Source organism: Geobacillus sp. Manikaran-105 (genome assembly GCF_002809955.1).
GTDB classification, from domain to species: domain Bacteria; phylum Bacillota; class Bacilli; order Bacillales; family Anoxybacillaceae; genus Geobacillus; species Geobacillus thermophilus.
The window spans coordinates 14444-33888 of the sequence record NZ_PIJG01000005.1; the positions used below are offsets into that span (position 1 = coordinate 14444).

Below are 19445 nucleotides of genomic sequence, written 5' to 3' on the forward strand. Positions count from 1 at the left end.
TCAATACTCCTCCCTAAACCGGCGGGAAATGTATTGCGCCAATATATTCATAAGCAATGTAAAAACAAACAGCGTCATCCCGACAGCATAAATGCTGTAGTAAATCGTCGTCCCGTAACCGGCGTCGCCCGTTGTCACTTGGACGATATAGGCAGTTAATGTTTGAATCGATTTCGTCACATCAAATGTAAATTCCGGCGATGATCCGCCAGCCACCGCGACGATCATCGTTTCACCAACCGCCCGGGAAATGCCTAAAATAAATGAAGCGATCACTCCAGAAGCAGCGGCGGGAAGCACGACCTTAAGCGCCACTTCAAGCTTTGTGGCGCCAAGGGCAAGAGCGCCTTCGCGAATCGAGTTCGGCACCGCGCTCATCGCGTCTTCTGACAGCGAGGCGATCATCGGAATGATCATAATCCCCATCACGAGCCCCGGGCTGAGCGCATTAAAAATCTCTAAATCCGGAATAACCTTTTGCAATAACGGCGTCACGATCGTCAACGCAAAAAATCCGTAAACGATCGTCGGAATGCCGGCAAGCACTTCGAGCGCCGGCTTGATGATTCGGCGCGTCCGCTCCGACGCATACTCGCTCAAATAAATAGCCGAAGCGAGTCCAACCGGAACAGCCAAAAGCATAGCGATACCGGTCGTCAGCAGCGTGCCGGTCACAAGCGGAGCGACGCCGAACGATCCATGCTCCTCATTCCACGGAAGCCACTCTTTGCTCGTGACAAACTCAACAATCGATACACGGCGGAAAAATTCGATCGTCTCAAAAAGAAGAGTAAACAAAATGCCGAGCGTTACGAGCACGGAGAGCGCCGCCAATGTAAAGAGAAACTTCGGCGCGAGCTTTTCCATCCTTTTCGGCCAATGTTGCCGCGTTTGGTTTTCGGCAATCATCTCCCGCACCGATAACTGCTGTTCTTTCTTCGTTGGAATCCCCATAAAACGAAAACTCCTTTCCGACATATTCCAGCCGCAGTCACAAGTCTAGGCCGACGGACATCCCTTGTCGCCGGCCTGACGAAACCTATTTCAATCCTTTCAACGTTTCAAGCTGTTCTTTATACTTTTCCTCCGGCAGGCGGACGTAACCAACTTCTTCCGCCAAGTCCCCGGCTGTTTCCATCAAGAATTCCATGTAGTCATACACTTGCGGTTTTTCTTTCAGCGATTTGACGTTCACATACGTAAACAGCGGACGCGAAAGCGGAGTGTATTTTCCTGTTTCAATCGTCTCGTTCGTCGGCTCGACCGGACCGTTGCCACCATCGATCGGAACCACTTTCAGCTTATCTTTATTTTCCAAGTAATACGCATAGCCGAAGTAGCCGATCGCGTATTGATCTCCTTCAACCCCACGAACGAGAATATTGTCGTCTTCCGCAAGTTGAGCCGTTTTGACCAGTTCTTTTCCTTCCAAAATCACTTCATCAAAGTAGTCATACGTCCCGGAATCATGACCCGGCGAGAAAAACTTAATTTCCTCATCCGGCCATCCTGGGCGGATGTCCGACCATTTTTTCACCGTGCCATCTTCCGTCCACATTTTTTTCAGCTCATCGACCGTCAAGTAGTCAACCCAGTCGTTTTCTTTGTTGACAACGACAGAAAGGCCATCATAAGCGAGTTGAAATTCTTGGAATTCAATGCCGTTGGCAGCGGCCGCTTGTTTCTCTTCCTCTTTGATCGGACGGGAAGCGTTCGAAAAATCCGTTTCCCCTTTCGTGAACTTTTCAAATCCACCGCCCGTTCCCGACATACCGACGGACACTTTCACGTTCGGCTGTTCAGCCATGTATTCTTCAGCGGCTGCCTCCGCAATCGGATAGACGGTCGAGGAGCCATCCATGATCACTTCGCCCGACAGTTCGTTCGCTGCGGACTCACCGTTGGCGTCATTTTCCTCTGCTCCGTTGCCTCCGCCACAGGCAGCAGCGATTACCATCACCCCGCTGAGCACCCCGGATAACATGAGCCGTTTCCACTTGTTCATCGTTTTTCCCCCTGCCCATTTCGTTTTCTCCTTACATGTCCTATCATAAATGGCGGCTATTAACGAGGTTTAAACGGAATGTTAAGATTGTGTAAACATTCCGACCGCGTTACTGTCCGGCTCGGACAAATGGTACCTAATTAAATCTTTATCTTTTGTATGAAAAATAGGAATGAAATTGACCGCACGCACAAGTTAAATAGCGAATTGGATGTATTTATTATTCGCTTATTCACCTTTGTTTTATTCAATAAAAAGGCTGATTCAACAGGGAAACCGCCTGTCGAATCAGCCCAGTTTATTGTTGCTCATTTGTTTCTGAAGCCGCCTTCTCTCCATTGGCCCTCTTTACTTTCAATTCAAAATACGCATCTAAAATGCGGCGGCCGATGCGGTTGTTAATGCCATCACTTTCCCCTTGCGTCGCCCACGGGACGACGACCGCAAACGATACTTGCGGATCGTTATACGGCGCATAGCCGACAAGCGTCAAATTGTAGGTCGAGTCATTGCGGCGGCTTTTGATCGGCCCGTCGTAAAACGCTTCAGCCGTCCCTGTTTTCCCGGCCGGCTTGTACGGAGCGCCGGCGAAATACGCATACGCCGTTCCGCCCGGCTCTTGCATGACGCGGCGGAACCCTTCCTGCACGCGCTCAATGTATTCCGTCTTCATATCGACGCGGTTTAACACGATCGGCTCGAACCGTTTGATGACGCGGCTAGGTTCTTTTCCGTCAATGGACGGCTCACGAATTTCTTTGACGAGTTGCGGCTTCATCCGATAGCCGCCGTTGGCGATCGTCGAGACGTATTGCGCCAGCTGCATCGGCGTATACATATCGTACTGGCCGATCGCCAAGTCAAGCAGAAATCCTGGCAGTTTGCTTTGCCCTTGAAAACCGCTCAATTCGTTCGGCAAGTCGAGGCCGGTTTTCACACCCAATCCGAATTGGCTGAAATAATGGCGCATCGTCGTAAACGCGGCCGGATTGATGTCAAGGGGCTGATGCGGACGATACACACCGCCCCCGATGGCGATCGCTGTTTTAAACATATAGACGTTCGACGACTGCTTGAGCGCCGTCAGCTCGTTGATCGTCCCCATCGTTTTCCATGATTTTTTTTCAGGAGTTCGGTAGATATAAAGCGGCTCATCCTTAATATACGTATTCGGATGGAGCACGCCCGTTTGAAAGCCGGTGAGAACGGTCGCGCCTTTTACCGCCGATCCCATCGCATAAGCAGACGTAATGTTGCCGATGGCAAAGTCGACAAACTCGCCATCGCGAAGCAGTTTTCCAGCCATCGCCAACACTTCGCCCGTCTTCGGGTTCATCATGACGACAAACGCCCGGTCCAAGAGCGGCGATCGGCCTTTGCGCTTCGTCGCCAGAATCTCCTGCTGAATGATCTCTTCGACTTTTTGCTGCAATTCAGCATCGATGGTCAACACGAGATCTTTGCCGCGCTCGCCTGGATACACTTGCTCAACCGAGATGACATTGCCCGATTTGTCAACAACGTTTTTCACTTTTGCCTTTTTGCCGTGCAGCACTTCTTCATACTGCATCTCCAAATAGCTTTTGCCGACGCGGTCATTGCGGCTGTAGTCGCGGGCTAAAAAGTAATCGAGCCGTTCGCGCGGGACGCCTTCGTCTTCTTCCGTCACACTGCCGAGCACGGAGCGGAATGTGTTGTCATACACGTATTTCCGGTCCCAGTCAACGGTCGTATTGACGCCGGGCAGCTCGCCCAAATGCTCACTGACGACCGCATATTCGCGGTCGGTCACTCCTTTGCTTTTGACCGTCTGTGGCGTCAAGGCGTAGCCGCTCTCCATCTCATGTTTAATGGCGATCACTTCAAGCTCTGCTTTCGAAATTTGCGCCAAATCTTGCTTGGTGATGCGATCGAGCGTCCACTCGTACACTTTTTTGTCGATCTCTTTTTGCGTCAATCCTTGATCAGCGAGCTTTTTCCGTTCTTGTTCGCTCACCTTCCGTTTCGCTTCTTTCGGATGCGTTAAAATCCAATAATCTTTCATATCGCGCTCCGTCACTTTTTTCTCAGCATCGGGAATGTCGATGTATTGGGCAAGTTTCCTTGCTATGTCCAATATTTCTTCCGGCTGTGTCGTTTTGGAGCGCGTGTACGTAATCGCCTTTTGCGGTGTGTTGTCGACGATCACGCGGCCGAATCGATCGTAAATTTTGCCGCGCGGCACCGGCGTGCTGACGATTTCATCCTGCGTTCGCTCCACTTCGCGGCGGTAGTCCTCTCCGTACACAATTTGCACGACGCCCAAGCGCAAAATAAGCACTGAAAACAACAAAAAGACAAAGAAAAACAAAATGTTTAACCGAATCGGCACTTGTGCCCGTTTCTTCCGTTTCATCCCCCGGCCCTCCTTTCCCCCCTATTGTAAAAGAAAAAGAAGGGGTTGGCTAGGGAAAAACATGGGCGACTTTTATGCTGTCGGGCCGCCCCGTTCATTGGCCAGCTTCGGCCGAAGCAAAAGCCGCCCTTGCCGCTCCCGCTCCGGATGGCCATCAGTCAAGCGGATGCGGCGGACGAACCAGTAAATCACTAGATGTCCAGCCCCGCATACAAACATGAGCATACGAATGCCCATCTTTTCCCCAAACAGTGTCACCGCCGCCAAAAAGGCTAAAATCGATGCCATCCGCCCGGCGTTTAAAAACAGCTCGCGGACGACGATATATTCGACGCGCGCTTCCGCTGATTTCCAGCTTTTCCCGATCACGTCAAACGTCAACGATGAGTACGGAACAAGCAAAATCGGATAAGCGATGGCAATCGTGACGGCATAAAGAAGAAGGCGCGGGTACGAAGGATGAAAGACGATGAGAAAAATGGCTGCATACAGCAAAAGACCGCCCAACAAAATGGCTTTCATCCGGTATTCCCGCTTCATCAACCGGGAGACGACGTAATAAGCGATAAACGATGTGAAGGAATTGACCAATCCGTACTTGCCAAGCGCCCATTCGCTATGGGAGCTGACGTAGACAAGCACGGAAATGACAAAAACGAACGAGCCTTCACGCAGTCCTTGAAAAAAATGGGCGTTCGTAATGAGCCGCCAGTTCCGGTTTTCATTCCGTTCCTTTAAAATGCGGAAAAATAAATATTTCCCCGCTGCCGGACGGCGCTTAAGGAAAAAGCTGAGCAGCACAGCGACAAGAAACAAACCGAGCGACAACGAAAACGTCACCGTGTACCCCTTTGCCCCGGCCAGCGACGAAATGATGTAGCCGGCGGCAATCGGCCCGATCATACCGGCTGATGAGGTCAACACCCCGAAAAAACCGTTAAAAAAGTCGCGCGTCTCCGGTTCGGTAATTTCAAATGTCAGCACGTTAAAAGCGAGCCAGTAAAAACCGTAGCCGACGCCGAGCAGCGCGCCGAGAACGAGCAAATATTGATGGGCGCGGGAGCCGACCAGCAAAACCGTGACAAAAAAAACGGCTAAACATGACACGCCAAGCCGTAAAATCAAAATGCGGTCGATCTGTTTCGCCAGACGGCCGGCAACGATAAACGTCAGCGGCTGCATCGTGACGACCGCCAAGTTGTACAATGCCAAATCGCGAAAATCGCCGGTCTGTTTCCACAAATAAATGTTGACAAACGTGTTCGACAGGGAAACACCGAGCGCATAAAATCCTCCAATGCAAAGCAGCAGCAGTAAATCACGGCCTACTTGTTCTTGGCCGGTCAATTTTTCGAAAAATGCCATTGCGAACTCCCCTTTTCGTCTATCCGGTAGTGTGGCCATTTCCGCTGCCTCTATGCACCCGGCGCAACGAAAACCGCTCCCTTTGCCTGCCCCCTTCGTCGAAAAAAAGCGGAGCGTTTTGTTTCGCCCCGCTTTGTTGATTACTTCGCTTTCGCTTCGCTGTACCGTTTCGCCACTTCGTCCCAGTTGACAATGTTCCAGAATGCGGCAATGTATTCCGGACGGCGGTTTTGGTATTTCAAGTAGTACGCATGCTCCCAAACGTCCAAGCCGAGAATCGGCGTTTTGCCTTCCATGATCGGCGAGTCTTGGTTCGGCGTGCTTGTGATTTCCAGCTCGCCGTTGTTCACGACAAGCCATGCCCAGCCAGAACCGAAACGGCCGGCCGCTGCTTTCGAAAACTCGTCTTTGAACGCGGTGAAGCTGCCGAATTTTTTGTTGATGGCGTCAGCCAGCTCACCCGTCGGCTCGCCGCCGCCATTTGGCGACAAAATCGTCCAGAAAAGCGAGTGGTTCGCATGGCCGCCGCCGTTGTTGCGCACCGCCGTGCGGATGCTTTCCGGAAGGGCTTCCAAATTGCTGAGCAGTTCTTCGAGCGATTTGTTTTGCAAATCCGGATGCCCTTCAAGCGCCGCATTCAAATTTGTAACGTATGTGTTATGGTGCTTCGTGTGGTGAATGTTCATCGTTTCTTTGTCGATGTGCGGCTCCAGGGCATCATACGGATACGGCAATGCTGGCAATTCAAATGGCATCTAAATCTCCTCCTTCTTTTGCATTATGTAAGCGGACGCTGCACGTCCGTTCAAAATCAGCTTACCAAAATTGCCACAATGTTTCAATGAATTTGCCTGTCCACCAATGAACAGGAAACGATCACAGTTGAATTCGCCTGTTCCAGCATATACAATGGAAATGGAGAAAAAGAAAGGTGTGGCCATGATGAATGTATTCGTCCAACTATGGAAAAGCCTATATTCCCCCAAAGACATCGCCCGTTTTCGATTTCAAGGAATTGGAAAAACAATTGGCTATTTGTTTTTGCTGACGCTTTTATCCGTTCTCCCAACTTTTTACTATGCTTCAACGTCGCTAGCTGAGAGCATTCGCACGACAAGCGCTTTGTTGCGTAACGACCTCCCGCCCTTTTCGATTGAAAACGGCGAGCTTCGCTCAGCGGCGGCTGAACCGATTCATATTGACCAAGGTGGATTTACGATCGTTTTTGACAGCACGGGTAAGGTGACGAGACGGGAAGTAGAACGGTTGCCGAATGCCATCGCCTTGTTGAAACATGAGGCTGTGCTCGTCGCCGGCTATCAGGCGCAGCACTACAGCTATGCCATGTTTCCAGACGTAACCATCACTGATGAGGACGTGCGCGTGTTTATTGCCAGCTTGCAGTCGCTTCTCCCGGTTCTTATTCCGCTTTTCGGGCTTGTTTTATATGTGCTCGCTTGCGCGGGGAAATTCGTCAGCGTTTGCTTACTCGCTTTCTTTGGCCTCATGTTTGCCGGCATGTTAGACAAAAAGCTTCGCTACCGTCATACATGGATCATGTCGGCTTATGCGATTACGCTGTCGACGGTCTTTTTTGCTTTAATGGAAACAGTCCAAACGATCGTGCCGTATAGCACCTTTATCCATTGGTTCGTTTCGCTCGCCGTTCTCTTTTTGGCGGTGAAGGAAGTTCCTGCCTCAGCCCAGCGAAACAGCTAGCCGCCAAGGAGTTCCTTGGCGGCTTTTTATCCGGCCGTTTCAAACTGTTTCACGCTTTGCCTCAACGTTTGGCCGAGCTCAATAAGCTCAAGCCCGATTCGATACATCGCCTTCATATCTGTTGTTTGTGTGTGGGAAGAATGAAGCATCTGTTCAGCGCTTGCCAATGTTTGTTGGGCCGTTGATACGAACGAAATGGTTGCCTGTTCCATCGGAGGAACCGAATTTGCCAACTCTCCCATATGTCGTTTCATACCCTCGATCTTCTCTGTCACAACTGCAATCTCCCTTAGCAATTCCTCGAAGGAACATTTCGAGCGGTACGCTGTCTGCATATACGTAGAAAAACGTTCGGAAACGAGCATGCCTTGCTTCGTTGTCGCGATGATGACATCGACCATCTCTTCCGTTGTTTTCGCAATCGACTCAACCGCTTTTCCTGATTGCTCCGCTAACCGCCTTATTTCTTTCGCCACGACAGCAAACCCTTTTCCAGCTTCTCCTGCTCTCGCCGCTTCAATCGTTGCGTTCAAAGAAAGATATTTCGTTTGCTCAGCGATCGTGCGAATCACTTGCACGATGTTGGCAACGGACGATGAGTAGCTCTCAACCTTTTTGACGGCGCCGGCCATTTGGGCAATTTCCTGCTCGAGTGCCTGAATGGACTGCGTCAGTTGCTTAATTTGTCTTCCCCCTTCCAAAGCAGCCGTATTCATATGTTGGGAGCTTTCTTGGATCATCTCCATCTGGTCAGTGACTTGCACCATATCCTCTTTCATTCGCTGAAAGAAGGTAATCGTTGCGTCTGAAGAAGATGCCGTTTCCGCAGCACCGCTTTTCACCATTCCGACTGCTTCCATTAATTCCTGATTACTCTCCACTGTCTTTTTAGATACTGTTTTTAATTGCTCGCCTTTATCCGAAAGCTGTTCTGTTGTAACCGATATGCGATAAATCATCTCCCGCATATTGCGAACCATCTGTTGGAAACTGGCGGACAACGATTGAATTTCCCGGGTGCGGGAAATGATGGACAGGTCGCTGCTCAAATCTCCATTCGCCACCTTTTTCATCGCTCGCTGAAGGCTGACGATAGGTGCTATCACCGTTCGGACAAACGCGATGATGACCAATGAGGCCGCACATGCGCTGATCAATGTTGCCGCCAAAATAAAAACAGCCATTTGGCGCACAGCCGTCATGTATGAACTTGTAGGCACAGCAATAACATAGATTCCTTTTAATTCCTGTATATTCCGGTAAACAAGTGTATAATCTTTTCCATTTATAACGGCATAGGAAATCCCATTTCTTTTCTTTTTCATATGTTCGGTGAGCGTCTCCGGAAGCAAAAGCTGTGAGCGCCGGCTTATGTAGAATGGGCGAACCGTTTCAGCAACGAGAAAAAATTCAGCCGGCATCCCATCTTGCATCAATTCGGCTTGTTGCTTGCGGACGCCCTCGTTCACACGCTCCATAAACTGTTCTTGATCCCCTATGTACATAAATAAAAGGTTTTGCACCAGTTCATACATCATATCCGTTTCCCGCTCAAGGCGTTGCTCAATCGCTTGCATTGTCTCCTTTTTGGCTTTCGCATACGATACTGCGCCAACCAGTCCAACTGAGATGGCTACAATGCCGACAAATAAAATGATTAACTGGTTTTGCAACTTCATCTCTCTTCGTGTTTTTTTCATGCTCGTCCCCCTCCTTCTCCCATTATGTCGGCCAACTATTAAGCCCGTGTAAATACTTTGTAATTTTTTTGAATTGTTCTCATATTTCACGCGGACAAGCATACATTTCATAAAAAAAGCGGTGGAGGAATCATGAAAAAGTGGCTGCTTGTTTGTGTCGCCATCCTTGTCGGCTGCATCGCCTACCGGGATTTGACAACCGGAACGCTTCCGACGTCATCGAACCCGCTGATCGTCGACGAGACGATCGGCAGCCTTGCTTACAAAACGATTAAAATTAAAGCCGGAGACACCCTTTTGTCCATTGCCGAGCGTGAACAGCAAGGGCCGCTTCCCGTTTCAATCGACACGTTGATCCGCGACTTTGAGAAGCTGAATCCCGGCACAAAGGCGAACGCTCTTCAAATTGGAAAAGTATATAAAATCCCAGTATATAAAAAATAAGCGTAGTGTATTTCTTGCTAACGTGTTGTCACTACTGATAAACTTAGGGCAGGACAGCATTTGGTTTAAAGGAGCGAATGTTCGTGGGTGACATAATCCATCGTTCAAAAACGCGGCCCGTCCGCGTCGGTCCGCTGACGATCGGCGGCAGCAATGAAGTAACGATTCAAAGCATGACGACGACGAAAACGCACGATGTCGAGGCGACGGTGGCGCAAATCCGCCGGCTTGAGGAGGCGGGCTGTCAAATCGTCCGCGTCGCCTGCCCGGACGAGCGGGCGGCTGAGGCCATACCGGAAATAAAAAAGCGAATCAACATCCCGCTTGTCGCCGACATCCACTTTGACTATAAATTGGCGCTGAAAGCGATCGAAGGCGGCGTCGATAAAATCCGCATCAATCCAGGCAACATCGGGCGCCGCGAAAAAGTCGAAGCGGTCGTGAAAGCGGCGAAAGAGCGCGGCGTGCCGATCCGCATCGGCGTCAACGCCGGATCGCTGGAAAAACGCATTTTAGAAAAATACGGATATCCAACAGCCGACGGCATGGTCGAGAGCGCCTTATACCATATCCGCATCTTGGAAGAACTCGATTTTCACGACATTATCGTTTCGTTGAAAGCGTCCGATGTGCGCCTCGCCATTGAAGCGTACGAAAAAGCGGCGCGCACGTTCGACTACCCGCTCCATGTCGGCATCACCGAAGCGGGAACGCTTTTCTCCGGCACGATCAAAAGCGCGGTTGGACTCGGCGCCATTTTAAGCAAAGGGATCGGCAACACGATCCGCGTTTCGTTAAGCGCCGACCCGGTTGAAGAGGTAAAAGTGGCGCGCGAAATTTTAAAAACGTTCGGGCTCGCCTCCAATGCGGCGACGCTCATTTCCTGCCCGACGTGCGGGCGGATTGAGATCGATTTGATCAGCATCGCCAATGAAATCGAGGACTATATCGCCAAAATTAAGGCGCCGATCAAAGTCGCCGTGCTCGGTTGCGCGGTCAACGGCCCGGGCGAAGCGCGCGAGGCGGATATCGGCATCGCCGGCGCCCGCGGCGAAGGCTTGTTGTTCCGCCACGGCAAAATTGTCCGCAAAGTACCGGAAGAACAAATGGTAGAAGAGCTGAAAAAGGAAATCGACAAGCTGGCGGAAGAATATTTTGCGAAACAAAAGGAAAAAGAAGCCTCCCTGAAAAGCGGCGCCCCGGAATAAACGGGGCGCGCCAACGGGCGGACGCCGAAAATAGGGCGTCCCCGCCTTGGGGACACCCTCGCTTTTTTTACGTATAAAACGGCATAATAAACAGGCGGACGAGAATGGCGATGACGCCAATCCCGATGGCCCAAGCCCCAAGCGTTTCCGCCCCGCGCCGGCGTGCAATAAAACCGACGATGATGCCGGCGGCTCCTAACAAAATCGGCCAAATAAACAAGGCGATGATCGACAACGCCAGGGCGAGCCATCCAAGCCCGGCGCCGCCTGCGCGTTCTTCATCCCGCTCGTCGCGGCGGCGAATCGGTTCAGCGACTTCCGCCGCTGTTTCTTCCATGAAAGTGCGTTCTGGTTCCTCTTTTCCGATCGATTGCACGTAACTTCCATTATACGTGCGCTCGCGGTCATCTGCCATATGCTTCCCTCGCTTTCCTAAAGTAAGGAGCATTCTTAGTATGAGAAACCGGTGTCATTTTATCAGTGTGAATATTTTCTAAAAGGGGGATGCGACGATGAAACACCGGCTCGGGATCGACATTGACGGCACGGTGACGTGTCCGAGCACATTTATTCCGTATTTAAACGAGGCATTTGGCAAACCACTCACATTAGGCGACATTACACAATATAATTTGGCGCCGCTGTACGGGACAACGGAGGAAGAAATGGACCGGTGGCTTGCGGAAAATGAGGCGGGCATTTACGAACGTGCGCCGCTGGCTCGCTACGCGCTTGAGGTGATTGACAGCTGGAAAGACAAATACGAGCTGTATTACATCAGCGCCCGCGGCCGCCATTTGTACGAGCTCACCGAACGCTGGTTTCAACGGCACGGCATCCATTACCACCATATTGAGCTGATCGGGTCCCACGATAAAATCGCCGCCGTCCGCCAATACAGGCTGGCCGCCTTTTTTGAAGATAAATACGATAACGCTTGTGAGATCGCAGAAGCATGCGGCATCCCGGTCATTTTGTTTGACACGCCATACAACCAAGGCCCGCTTCCTGACAATGTCATCCGCGTCCGGCATTGGCTCGAGGCCAAGCGTGAAGTCGAGCTGCGCTTGGCGCCATAAGAAAAACATCTCCCGTCTTATATCGGGAGATGTTTTTGGCATTGCGGACATGTTCCGTAAATTTCAAATTTATGGTCGGCGATTTCGTAGCCGTCGAGCTGCGTGGCCAGCCTTTCCATTGGACATATATCGATTTCTTTTGTTTTCCCGCACTCGGTGCAAATGAAATGATGGTGATGGCGGCGGGCGTCACAGGCGAACCGAAACCGTTTCTCTCCTGACAACTCGGTCATCTCCAAAATGCCGAGCGCAGCAAAGAGCGACAAATTGCGGTACACCGTGTCAACGCTTAAGCCCGGATAAGCGGGACGAAGCGCCTCAAGCACTTCTTTTGCCGTCAAATATTTGTCGCGGCCGGCAAACAGCTCGAGCATTTGTTTCCGTTTTTCCGTATATTTAAACCCTTTTTCCTTCATTAACTGCAACGCTTCGCCGACGTTCATCGCGACCGCCCCCTTCTCCATTTTTTCCATCCTAATACGAGAAGCAAAATGGCCACGGCCATCATGACAATCGTTCCGCCCGGCGCCCAATCGAGTTCGTATGCCACCAGCAAGCCGACGATGACGGAAAGCTCCCCGAAGAAAACGGAATATGCGATGGCTTGTTTAAAGCTTTTGGCGATGCGGATGCTCGCGGCCACCGGCAGCGTCATGAGCGAAGAAACGAGCAGCACGCCAACGATGCGCATCGACGCCGCGATGACGAGAGCGACAAGCACGATAAACAAAAAATGAATGAGCTTGGCGCGGACGCCGGAAACGCGGGCATATTCCTCATCAAACGAGAGAAGAAACAATTCCTTGTAAAAAGCGAAAATGACGGCGGCAGCAACAATCGCGACGCCGAGCGCCGTTCCGACATCAGAGCGGCTGACAGCGCTCACGCTGCCGAACAAGTACGAAAACAAATCAGTTGTAAATCCGTTGGCCGCTGAAATCAAAATCACACTTAAGCCGATGCCGGCCGATAAAATGATCGGAATGGCAAGCTCCTCATAATGCCGGTACACAGCACGCAGCTTTTCGATAAACAGCGAGCCGATGACGGAAAAGCCCATGCCGATGTACAGCGGGTTCCATCCGGCTGCCGCCGGCACGGACTTCCCGAGCAGCAGCCCGGCGGCAATGCCGGCAAGCGTGACATGGCTCAACGCATCCGCGATGAGCGAGAGCCGCCGAACAACGATAAACACGCCAAGCAGCGGCGCGGCAAATCCGGTCAATACCCCGGCCCAGAAGGCGTTGCGCAAAAACTCGTACTGCCATAAGGCTTCCCACACGTGTCATTCCTCCAACGTCAATCGTTTATATGGCCCCTCTAGTGCTCGTGGGAGAGAACGTGAAGCGGATGCCCGTAAAACTGCGAAATGGCTTCGTCGCCAAGCTGTTCAAACTCCTCCGCTTTTCCATGGAAATAGAGGCGTCTGTTCAAACAGGCGATATGGGTGACCCGCTCCGTAATCGTCCCGATGTCGTGCGTCACTAAGATAAGCGTCAAACCGCGGCGGTTCAAATCGCCAAGCAGCTCATAAAACTCGTGCACATGGCGGGCATCCACGCCGACCGTCGGCTCGTCTAAAATGAGCAAATCCGGTTGGCTCGCCAACGCCCGGGCGATAAACACCCGCTGCTGCTGGCCGCCGGACAGCTCGCCGATATTGCGCTTCGCCAACTCGCTCAGCCCAACAGCCTCAAGCGCCGCCGTGACCGCCCGCCGGTCTTCTTTCGTCAACAGGCGGAACAAGCCGCGTTTCGCCGTCAATCCGCTCGCCGCCACTTCCTCAACCGTCGCCGGAAAGCTGCGGTTGAAGCTGTTCGCTTTTTGCGACACGAAACCGATTCGATGCCATTCGCGAAACGATTCAATCGGCTCGCCGAACAAAAAAATGCGGCCGCTGTTCGGTTTTAACAAGCCGAGCACACATTTGAGCAGCGTCGATTTTCCCGAGCCGTTCGGGCCGACCAATCCTAAAAATGCTCCTTTCGGCACCGTTAAACTAACATGCTCAAGCACGTTCTCGTTTTCATAGCGGAACGACACATCCTCAATTTGCAAAACAAGCCCACTCTCCATGGCGGTTCTCCCTTGCTAATTCAGAATCATTCTGATTTGCTTCACTATGCAAGTATACCCCGCCATCCGCGTTTTGTAAACCTCAATGAATCGCTGATTTAAAGCGGGCGCCGCGCACTTCATGCGTCGGCATAATGGTGATGAACGCATCCGGGTCGATTTCATTGACGATCGATTTTAGTTTTGTCACTTCCAAGCGCGTGACGACCGCATAAATAATTTCTTTTTCTTCATCGGTGTAGCCGCCTTTGCCGATCAATTTCGTCGTTCCGCGGCCGAGGCGGTGCAAAATGGCGTCCGAAATCTCCGCATAATAATCAGTGACAATAAAAGCGGCCCGCGTCTCATCAAGCCCTTCGATGACTGCGTCGATCGTCTTGGAAGCAATATAGTACGTCATGACCGAATACATCGCCGCCTCGACCCCGAGCACAAACGCCGCCCAGCCGAAAATAAAGACGTTGACAAACATGACGAACTCCCCGACGGAAAACGGGATTTTTTTCGTCAACAAAATTCCTAAAATTTCCGTCCCATCGAGCGACCCACCATGGCGAATGACCAACCCGACGCCAAGCCCAAGCGCCAAACCGCCAAACACCGTTGCCAAAATCGGCTCGGCCGTCAGCGGGGAAAAATGATGAAATGCCCGTTCAGCGGCTCCGAGAATGACGACGCCTAAAATCGTCGACAACATAAACGTTTTGCCGATGTGCTTGTAGCCGAAATACATAAACGGGGCGTTTAAGAGGATGACAAGCGTGGCAAAATTGAGCAGCCGCCATTCATCTGGGATCAAGTAATCGAGGATGAGCGAAACACCGATAATGCCGCCATCGATCATTTTATTCGGAACAAGCAGCCGCTCGATCGCGAAGGCAGCCAATGCCGCGCCGATGGCGATCATGACCACCCGGTACAACACATGGTTCAACGGTTCCTTTTTATGCTGTTTTGCCGCCAAATTACCACCCTTTCTCCCTTTGCTTTCATTTCCATTATATCATACACCCCTTTTCTGTTCACGCCATATGATGGAAGAGAACGAAGGAGGCGGTGGCAATGAATTTTTATCAACAGCTTGTCAAGCAAAAGTTGAAAACGATCACCCCAGAGGAATTGGCGGCCTACAGCCGGGACTACGGCCTGCCGATTACCGTCAGCCAGGCGAAAAAAATTCTCCATCTGGCCCGGACGAATGATATCAACGTTTTCGATCCGCAAGAACGGAAAAAATGGGTGCGCGAGCTGGCGAAAATCACCTCGCCGGAGATCGCCAAAAAAGCGAACGAACTGTTTTTGCAATTTGTGCAAAAAAAGTAAAAAAGGGCGGAACGCCCTTTTTTATTGCTCGTCAGCTGCAATTTTCTCAAGCAATCGATCATCAAAGGTCTTTGCCCGCAGCATCGCAATTTCATGCTTGTACGGTGGTTTTTTGTTGTTTTTCTCCTCACCGACATACGGCGTTTCTAAAATTTTTGGAATATCCTCCAGTTGTGGATGATGGACGATATAATTGAGCGCAGCAAACCCGATATGGCCGAACCCGATGTTTTCATGGCGGTCTTTTCGGCTGCCGCGCGGGTTTTTGCTGTCGTTGATGTGCAGTACTTTCAGCCGCCCGAGACCGATGATCCGGTCAAACTCCTCAAGGACGCCGTCAAAATCGTTGACGATGTCATAGCCGGCGTCATGCGTATGGCATGTATCAAAGCAAACGGACAGCTTATCATTATAGGCGACGCCGTCGATAATGTACGCGAGCTCCTCAAACGTCCGCCCGCATTCCGATCCTTTGCCGGCCATCGTCTCAAGCGCGATTTGCACGGTCTGCCCGCGCGTCAACACTTCATTCAGCCCGCGGATGATTTGCCGGAGCCCCGCCTCCGCCCCGGCGCCGACATGAGCACCCGGGTGCAGCACAAGCTGGCTCGCCCCTATCGCTTCTGTCCGCTCGATTTCAGCGCGCAAAAAATCAACGCCAAGCGCAAACGTATCAAGGTTGACCGTGTTCCCGATGTTGATGATGTACGGGGCGTGAACGACGATCTCCTCAATGCCGTGCGCCGCCATATGTTTTCGCCCGGCTTCGATATTGAGTTCCTCGATCGCCTTGCGCCTTGTGTTTTGCGGCGCCCCCGTGTAAATCATAAACGTATTCGCGCCGTAGGAAACGGCTTCCTCACTGGCGGCGAGCAGCATGTTTTTGCCGCTCATCGACACGTGTGAACCGATTTTTAGCATCCTCTTCTCTCCCTTTTCGTTTCATTCCGGGCCAAGACTACAATTGTTTGAAACGGCCAAGCCGCTTTTTCTTCTTTTCGAGCTCGGCGCGCAGCTTTTTCTTATAGCCCGGCTTCACTTTCTTCGCCTTTTTCAGCTTGGCGATCACCGGCGCGAGTTCGTCTTTCTTTTCGCCCGCCCGCTTGCTCCGCCGGTTCCATGGCGGGAGCTCTTTCCATTCGCCGCGCACAAGATCGCGGTGGACGAACGAAATGCCCATTTTCTCCAGGCGGGCGATCGCATCCTGGTCGGACGGCTCGTAAATCGTCGCCGCAATGCCGTTGTAGCCGGCGCGCGCCGTCCTTCCAGCGCGGTGGATGTAAAACTGTAAATCATCCGGCAGTTCGTAGTTGACAACATGGCTGACTCCTTCGATGTCGATGCCGCGCGCCGCCAAATCGGTGGCGACCACGTATTGAAACTCGAGATCGCGGATTTGGTTCATCACTTTTTTTCGTTCGCGCGGCGTCAAATCGCCGTGCAGCACGCCGACTTTCAGCCCTTGTTCCGCAAGAAGGTCGGCGACTTCATCCGCCATCTTTCTCGTGTTGACGAACACGATGGCCAAATACGGGTTGTAGCTGACAAGCACATCATGAAGCAGCCTAGCCTTCTCGCGCCCACGCAGCGGAATGAGCACATGCTCGATGTTTTCGTTTGCCGCCTGTCTCGGCTTGACCTGGACGAATGTTGGATTTTCCATATATTTTTTCAAAAACGGCTTCAGCTTTTCCGGAATGGTCGCCGAAAACACAAGCATTTGCAACTCTTTCGGCATGCGGGCGGCGATTTGGTCCACATCGACGAGAAAGCCCATATCCAGCATCAAATCGGCCTCATCAACAACAAGAGTGCGCGCCGTATGCACATCAAGCGCCTGCTCGCGGATGAAATCGTTGATGCGCCCCGGCGTGCCGATGACGATGTGCGGCTGCACCGTCAATTTCTCGAGCGCTTTTTGCTTATCCGTCCCGCCGATGAAACAGCGGGCGATGATCATGTGGTCTTTCGGGCAAAATTTTGTAATCTTCAATGTCTCATGATAAATTTGCGTCGCCAGCTCGCGCGTCGGCGCCGTGATGACAGCCTGCACTTCCGCACGCTCCGGATCGATCTTTTCGATGATCGGCAACAAATAGGCATGCGTTTTCCCTGTCCCGGTTTGCGACTGGCCGACCATGCTTTCGCCGCGCAACGCCCCCGGAATGATGCGTTCTTGAATTTCCGTCGGTTTATAAAAACGAAGCGCCTTAATGGCTTCGATGACAAACGGTTGAAACGAAAAACGGGCAAACTGCGTCTCCGTCATTCCACCACAACTCCCTTCTGCCTGAGCCGCTCCATTCGCTTCACCATTATAGCGAATGTCGGAGGTCGGCCGCAACTAAAGACCACGGCAGCGGGAAAAACCTTTCCCGCCTCGCCCGCATATTGTATGAACGAGGACGATTGTTCATCCGCACAGTGGAAAGGAGGCAACTGTCATGAGTGCCATGAGATACAGCCGGCCCCCGATGATGCCTTCTCCATTCATCGGTGCCCCGCCCGCCCCGTTCGCCCGCATGCCGGCCCCGTTCCCTCGCCCCGGCGGCGCAGGCGGCCTGCTAGCCCGTTTATTTTCCCGCGGGCAGCCGCCAACGGCGGTCCCATCTCCATGGGGGATGCCGCTATTGCAAAACACAGCCGCCAACGCCGCCACAACAGCCAACACAGGCAGCGGGTTTATCGGCATGTTAAACAACGTGCAAAAAATGCTCGGCATCGCACAAAACGTCATGCCAATGGTGCAGCAGTACGGGCCGCTCATCCGCAATCTTCCGGCGATGATCCGCATTTTTCGTGAGTTGAAACCAGCTGATAAAAAAGAGGAGAACCCCACCCAACCGGAGCGCGCACCGGCTGAAGAGGAGAAACGAAAATCAGGAGGGCAGGCGGCCAAGAAACGCCCCGTTCCGCGGCCAAAGCGCGAAGAGCTAGCAGAAAAGCGCACGCCAGCCGCACCCAAACCATCAACCCCCAAGCTGTATATATAGCCATTTTCCGCCCCAGCGCTGCTTGTTGCCGTTTGGGGCGATTATTCTTTGTCTTCCCTTCCGCTCTCCGATATAATGAAAGGTGAACAACCGCCGCACGGTCGGCGGCAGGGAGGGAAAACGATGGAAGTCATTAAAATCACCCCGCGCGGATATTGCTACGGGGTTGTCGATGCGATGGTGATCGCCCGCAATGCGGCTTTGGATCCGTCATTGCCAAGGCCCATTTATATTCTTGGAATGATCGTCCATAACAAACACGTCACCGATGCGTTTGCCGAAGAAGGCATTATTACACTCGATGGAGAAAACCGGCTTGAGATTTTGGAAAAAATCGACCGCGGCACGGTCATTTTCACCGCCCACGGCGTATCGCCGGAAGTGAAAAAGCGGGCGCTCGAAAAAGGGCTGGTCACGATCGATGCAACGTGCCCGGATGTGACGAAAACACACCGCTTGATCGAACAAAAGCTCGCGGATGGCTATGACATCATTTACATCGGCAAAAAAGGGCACCCGGAGCCGGAAGGAGCGGTCGGCATCAATCCGGAGCGCATTCACCTTGTGGAAACGGTCGACGATGTCGAACGGCTCGCGTTGGAAAACAAGCGCCTTATGGTGACGAACCAAACGACAATGAGCCAGTGGGACGTCGCCGATATTATGGCGAAAGTGAAGGAAAAGTACCCGCACGTGGAAATGCATAAAGAAATTTGCCTCGCGACCCAGCTCCGGCAAGAAGCGGTCGCCGAACAGGCAAAGGACGCCGACGTGACGATCGTTGTCGGCGACCCGCGCAGCAACAACTCCAATCGCCTCGCCCAAGTGTCGGAAGAAATTGCCGGCACGAAAGCGTACCGCGTCGCGGATGTCACGGAAATCGACATCAATTGGATAAAAAATGCCAAAAAAGTCGCCGTCACCGCCGGCGCTTCGACCCCAACGCCGATCACCAAGGAAGTGATCGACTTCCTCGAGCAATTTGACCCGAACGACCCGGCGACATGGCAGCGGGAGCGGAAAGTGCCGCTGCACAAAATTTTGCCAAAAGTAAAAGCAAAGAAAGACGAGTAACAGCTCGCCCCGTTTATAAACAAAGGCTGTCCCGCAGTCGGCAAAACCGCCTGGTGGAACAGCC

20 protein-coding genes are annotated in these 19445 nt (G+C 52.2%); 7 read left to right on the forward strand and 13 right to left on the reverse strand.

Features of this window, described 5'->3' with window-relative positions; genetic code table 11:
* The 5 genes from pstC to CV945_RS02615 form a co-directional block, all read right to left on the reverse strand.
* The gene (pstC, locus tag CV945_RS02595; RefSeq protein ID WP_063165266.1) at positions 1-954 is read right to left on the reverse strand and encodes a phosphate ABC transporter permease subunit PstC; all 954 of its coding nucleotides are present in this window, start codon (positions 952-954) and stop codon (positions 1-3) included.
* A gap of 85 nt (positions 955-1039) precedes the next feature.
* The gene (locus CV945_RS02600) at positions 1040-2005 is read right to left on the reverse strand and encodes a PstS family phosphate ABC transporter substrate-binding protein (RefSeq protein ID WP_063165265.1); all 966 of its coding nucleotides are present in this window, start codon (positions 2003-2005) and stop codon (positions 1040-1042) included.
* A gap of 298 nt (positions 2006-2303) precedes the next feature.
* Positions 2304-4400, reverse strand: a complete 2097-nt coding sequence (locus tag CV945_RS02605; protein WP_100659077.1) for a peptidoglycan D,D-transpeptidase FtsI family protein — start codon at positions 4398-4400, stop codon at positions 2304-2306.
* 72 nt (positions 4401-4472) lie between these two features.
* Complete coding sequence (locus CV945_RS02610; protein ID WP_100659078.1) at positions 4473-5765, reverse strand: MFS transporter; 1293 nt, start codon at positions 5763-5765, stop codon at positions 4473-4475.
* 140 nt (positions 5766-5905) lie between these two features.
* A complete protein-coding gene (locus tag CV945_RS02615) occupies positions 5906-6520 on the reverse strand; it encodes a superoxide dismutase (protein WP_047818706.1) in 615 nt (204 codons plus the stop codon).
* A gap of 187 nt (positions 6521-6707) precedes the next feature.
* Here CV945_RS02615 and CV945_RS02625 point away from each other — a divergent pair, with 187 nt between their 5' ends.
* Positions 6708-7484, forward strand: coding sequence for a DUF1189 domain-containing protein (locus CV945_RS02625; protein WP_100659080.1), 777 nt, complete (start codon positions 6708-6710; stop codon positions 7482-7484).
* A 26-nt stretch (positions 7485-7510) separates the two neighbouring features.
* Here the strand turns inward: CV945_RS02625 and CV945_RS02630 are convergent, their stop codons facing one another.
* On the reverse strand, positions 7511-9184 hold the full coding sequence (locus tag CV945_RS02630) for a methyl-accepting chemotaxis protein (protein WP_050497521.1): 1674 nt from the start codon (positions 9182-9184) through the stop codon (positions 7511-7513).
* 132 nt (positions 9185-9316) lie between these two features.
* Between CV945_RS02630 and CV945_RS02635 the strand changes: the two genes are divergently transcribed.
* Both CV945_RS02635 and ispG read left to right on the forward strand, forming a co-directional pair.
* The gene (locus tag CV945_RS02635; RefSeq protein WP_033010227.1) at positions 9317-9628 is read left to right on the forward strand and encodes a LysM peptidoglycan-binding domain-containing protein; all 312 of its coding nucleotides are present in this window, start codon (positions 9317-9319) and stop codon (positions 9626-9628) included.
* 83 nt (positions 9629-9711) lie between these two features.
* Positions 9712-10836: a flavodoxin-dependent (E)-4-hydroxy-3-methylbut-2-enyl-diphosphate synthase gene (ispG, locus tag CV945_RS02640; protein WP_100659081.1), complete on the forward strand. Its 1125-nt coding sequence runs from the start codon at positions 9712-9714 to the stop codon at positions 10834-10836.
* Between the two features lie 67 nt (positions 10837-10903).
* On the opposite strand, the gene CV945_RS02645 is transcribed toward ispG, so the two are convergent.
* A complete protein-coding gene (locus CV945_RS02645; protein ID WP_033010230.1) occupies positions 10904-11251 on the reverse strand; it encodes a hypothetical protein in 348 nt (115 codons plus the stop codon).
* Positions 11252-11348: 97 nt separating this feature from the next.
* On the opposite strand from CV945_RS02645, the gene CV945_RS02650 reads away from it, so the two are divergent.
* Entirely contained in the window at positions 11349-11915 is a 567-nt protein-coding gene (locus CV945_RS02650; RefSeq protein ID WP_033010231.1) for a nucleotidase, read from the forward strand.
* Between the two features lie 17 nt (positions 11916-11932).
* On the opposite strand, the gene CV945_RS02655 is transcribed toward CV945_RS02650, so the two are convergent.
* The 4 genes from CV945_RS02655 to CV945_RS02670 form a co-directional block, all read right to left on the reverse strand.
* The gene (locus CV945_RS02655; RefSeq protein WP_033010232.1) at positions 11933-12358 is read right to left on the reverse strand and encodes a Fur family transcriptional regulator; all 426 of its coding nucleotides are present in this window, start codon (positions 12356-12358) and stop codon (positions 11933-11935) included.
* Positions 12355-13197 carry a metal ABC transporter permease gene (locus CV945_RS02660; protein WP_063330789.1) on the reverse strand — a complete coding sequence of 281 codons (843 nt, stop codon included), beginning with the start codon at positions 13195-13197 and terminating at the stop codon, positions 12355-12357. Before CV945_RS02660 ends, CV945_RS02655 begins: the two co-directional genes overlap by 4 nt.
* A 38-nt stretch (positions 13198-13235) precedes the next feature.
* Positions 13236-13991, reverse strand: a complete 756-nt coding sequence (locus CV945_RS02665; RefSeq protein WP_033010234.1) for a metal ABC transporter ATP-binding protein — start codon at positions 13989-13991, stop codon at positions 13236-13238.
* 82 nt (positions 13992-14073) lie between these two features.
* On the reverse strand, positions 14074-14955 hold the full coding sequence (locus CV945_RS02670) for a YitT family protein (RefSeq protein ID WP_094238977.1): 882 nt from the start codon (positions 14953-14955) through the stop codon (positions 14074-14076).
* A 98-nt stretch (positions 14956-15053) separates the two neighbouring features.
* Between CV945_RS02670 and CV945_RS02675 the strand changes: the two genes are divergently transcribed.
* On the forward strand, positions 15054-15314 hold the full coding sequence (locus CV945_RS02675; RefSeq protein ID WP_047818712.1) for a DUF2624 domain-containing protein: 261 nt from the start codon (positions 15054-15056) through the stop codon (positions 15312-15314).
* A gap of 21 nt (positions 15315-15335) precedes the next feature.
* On the opposite strand, the gene CV945_RS02680 is transcribed toward CV945_RS02675, so the two are convergent.
* Entirely contained in the window at positions 15336-16235 is a 900-nt protein-coding gene (locus tag CV945_RS02680; protein WP_063330790.1) for a deoxyribonuclease IV, read from the reverse strand.
* Positions 16236-16272: 37 nt separating this feature from the next.
* Entirely contained in the window at positions 16273-17583 is a 1311-nt protein-coding gene (locus tag CV945_RS02685) for a DEAD/DEAH box helicase (RefSeq protein WP_050367557.1), read from the reverse strand.
* A 184-nt stretch (positions 17584-17767) separates the two neighbouring features.
* Here CV945_RS02685 and vrrA point away from each other — a divergent pair, with 184 nt between their 5' ends.
* Complete coding sequence (gene vrrA, locus CV945_RS02690; protein WP_100659101.1) at positions 17768-18307, forward strand: VrrA/YqfQ family protein; 540 nt, start codon at positions 17768-17770, stop codon at positions 18305-18307.
* A 123-nt stretch (positions 18308-18430) separates the two neighbouring features.
* Complete coding sequence (locus CV945_RS02695; RefSeq protein WP_044743145.1) at positions 18431-19381, forward strand: 4-hydroxy-3-methylbut-2-enyl diphosphate reductase; 951 nt, start codon at positions 18431-18433, stop codon at positions 19379-19381.
* Positions 19382-19445 lie beyond the last annotated feature (64 nt).

Bases quoted from the DNA above. Each gene is read 5' to 3' on its own strand.
- CV945_RS02675 (WP_047818712.1), top strand. From the start codon at position 15,054: ATGAATTTTTATCAACAGCTTGTCAAGCAAAAGTTGAAAACGATCACC.
- CV945_RS02645 (WP_033010230.1), bottom strand. From the start codon at position 11,251: ATGGCAGATGACCGCGAGCGCACGTATAATGGAAGTTACGTGCAATCG.
- CV945_RS02650 (WP_033010231.1), top strand. From the start codon at position 11,349: ATGAAACACCGGCTCGGGATCGACATTGACGGCACGGTGACGTGTCCG.
- CV945_RS02600 (WP_063165265.1), bottom strand. From the start codon at position 2,005: ATGAACAAGTGGAAACGGCTCATGTTATCCGGGGTGCTCAGCGGGGTG.
- CV945_RS02635 (WP_033010227.1), top strand. From the start codon at position 9,317: ATGAAAAAGTGGCTGCTTGTTTGTGTCGCCATCCTTGTCGGCTGCATC.
- CV945_RS02625 (WP_100659080.1), top strand. From the start codon at position 6,708: ATGAATGTATTCGTCCAACTATGGAAAAGCCTATATTCCCCCAAAGAC.
- pstC (WP_063165266.1), bottom strand. From the start codon at position 954: ATGGGGATTCCAACGAAGAAAGAACAGCAGTTATCGGTGCGGGAGATG.
- CV945_RS02630 (WP_050497521.1), bottom strand. From the start codon at position 9,184: ATGAAAAAAACACGAAGAGAGATGAAGTTGCAAAACCAGTTAATCATT.
- CV945_RS02615 (WP_047818706.1), bottom strand. From the start codon at position 6,520: ATGCCATTTGAATTGCCAGCATTGCCGTATCCGTATGATGCCCTGGAG.
- CV945_RS02655 (WP_033010232.1), bottom strand. From the start codon at position 12,358: ATGAACGTCGGCGAAGCGTTGCAGTTAATGAAGGAAAAAGGGTTTAAA.
- CV945_RS02695 (WP_044743145.1), top strand. From the start codon at position 18,431: ATGGAAGTCATTAAAATCACCCCGCGCGGATATTGCTACGGGGTTGTC.
- vrrA (WP_100659101.1), top strand. From the start codon at position 17,768: ATGAGATACAGCCGGCCCCCGATGATGCCTTCTCCATTCATCGGTGCC.
- CV945_RS02605 (WP_100659077.1), bottom strand. From the start codon at position 4,400: ATGAAACGGAAGAAACGGGCACAAGTGCCGATTCGGTTAAACATTTTG.
- CV945_RS02685 (WP_050367557.1), bottom strand. From the start codon at position 17,583: ATGACGGAGACGCAGTTTGCCCGTTTTTCGTTTCAACCGTTTGTCATC.
- CV945_RS02665 (WP_033010234.1), bottom strand. From the start codon at position 13,991: ATGGAGAGTGGGCTTGTTTTGCAAATTGAGGATGTGTCGTTCCGCTAT.
- CV945_RS02680 (WP_063330790.1), bottom strand. From the start codon at position 16,235: ATGCTAAAAATCGGTTCACACGTGTCGATGAGCGGCAAAAACATGCTG.
- CV945_RS02610 (WP_100659078.1), bottom strand. From the start codon at position 5,765: ATGGCATTTTTCGAAAAATTGACCGGCCAAGAACAAGTAGGCCGTGAT.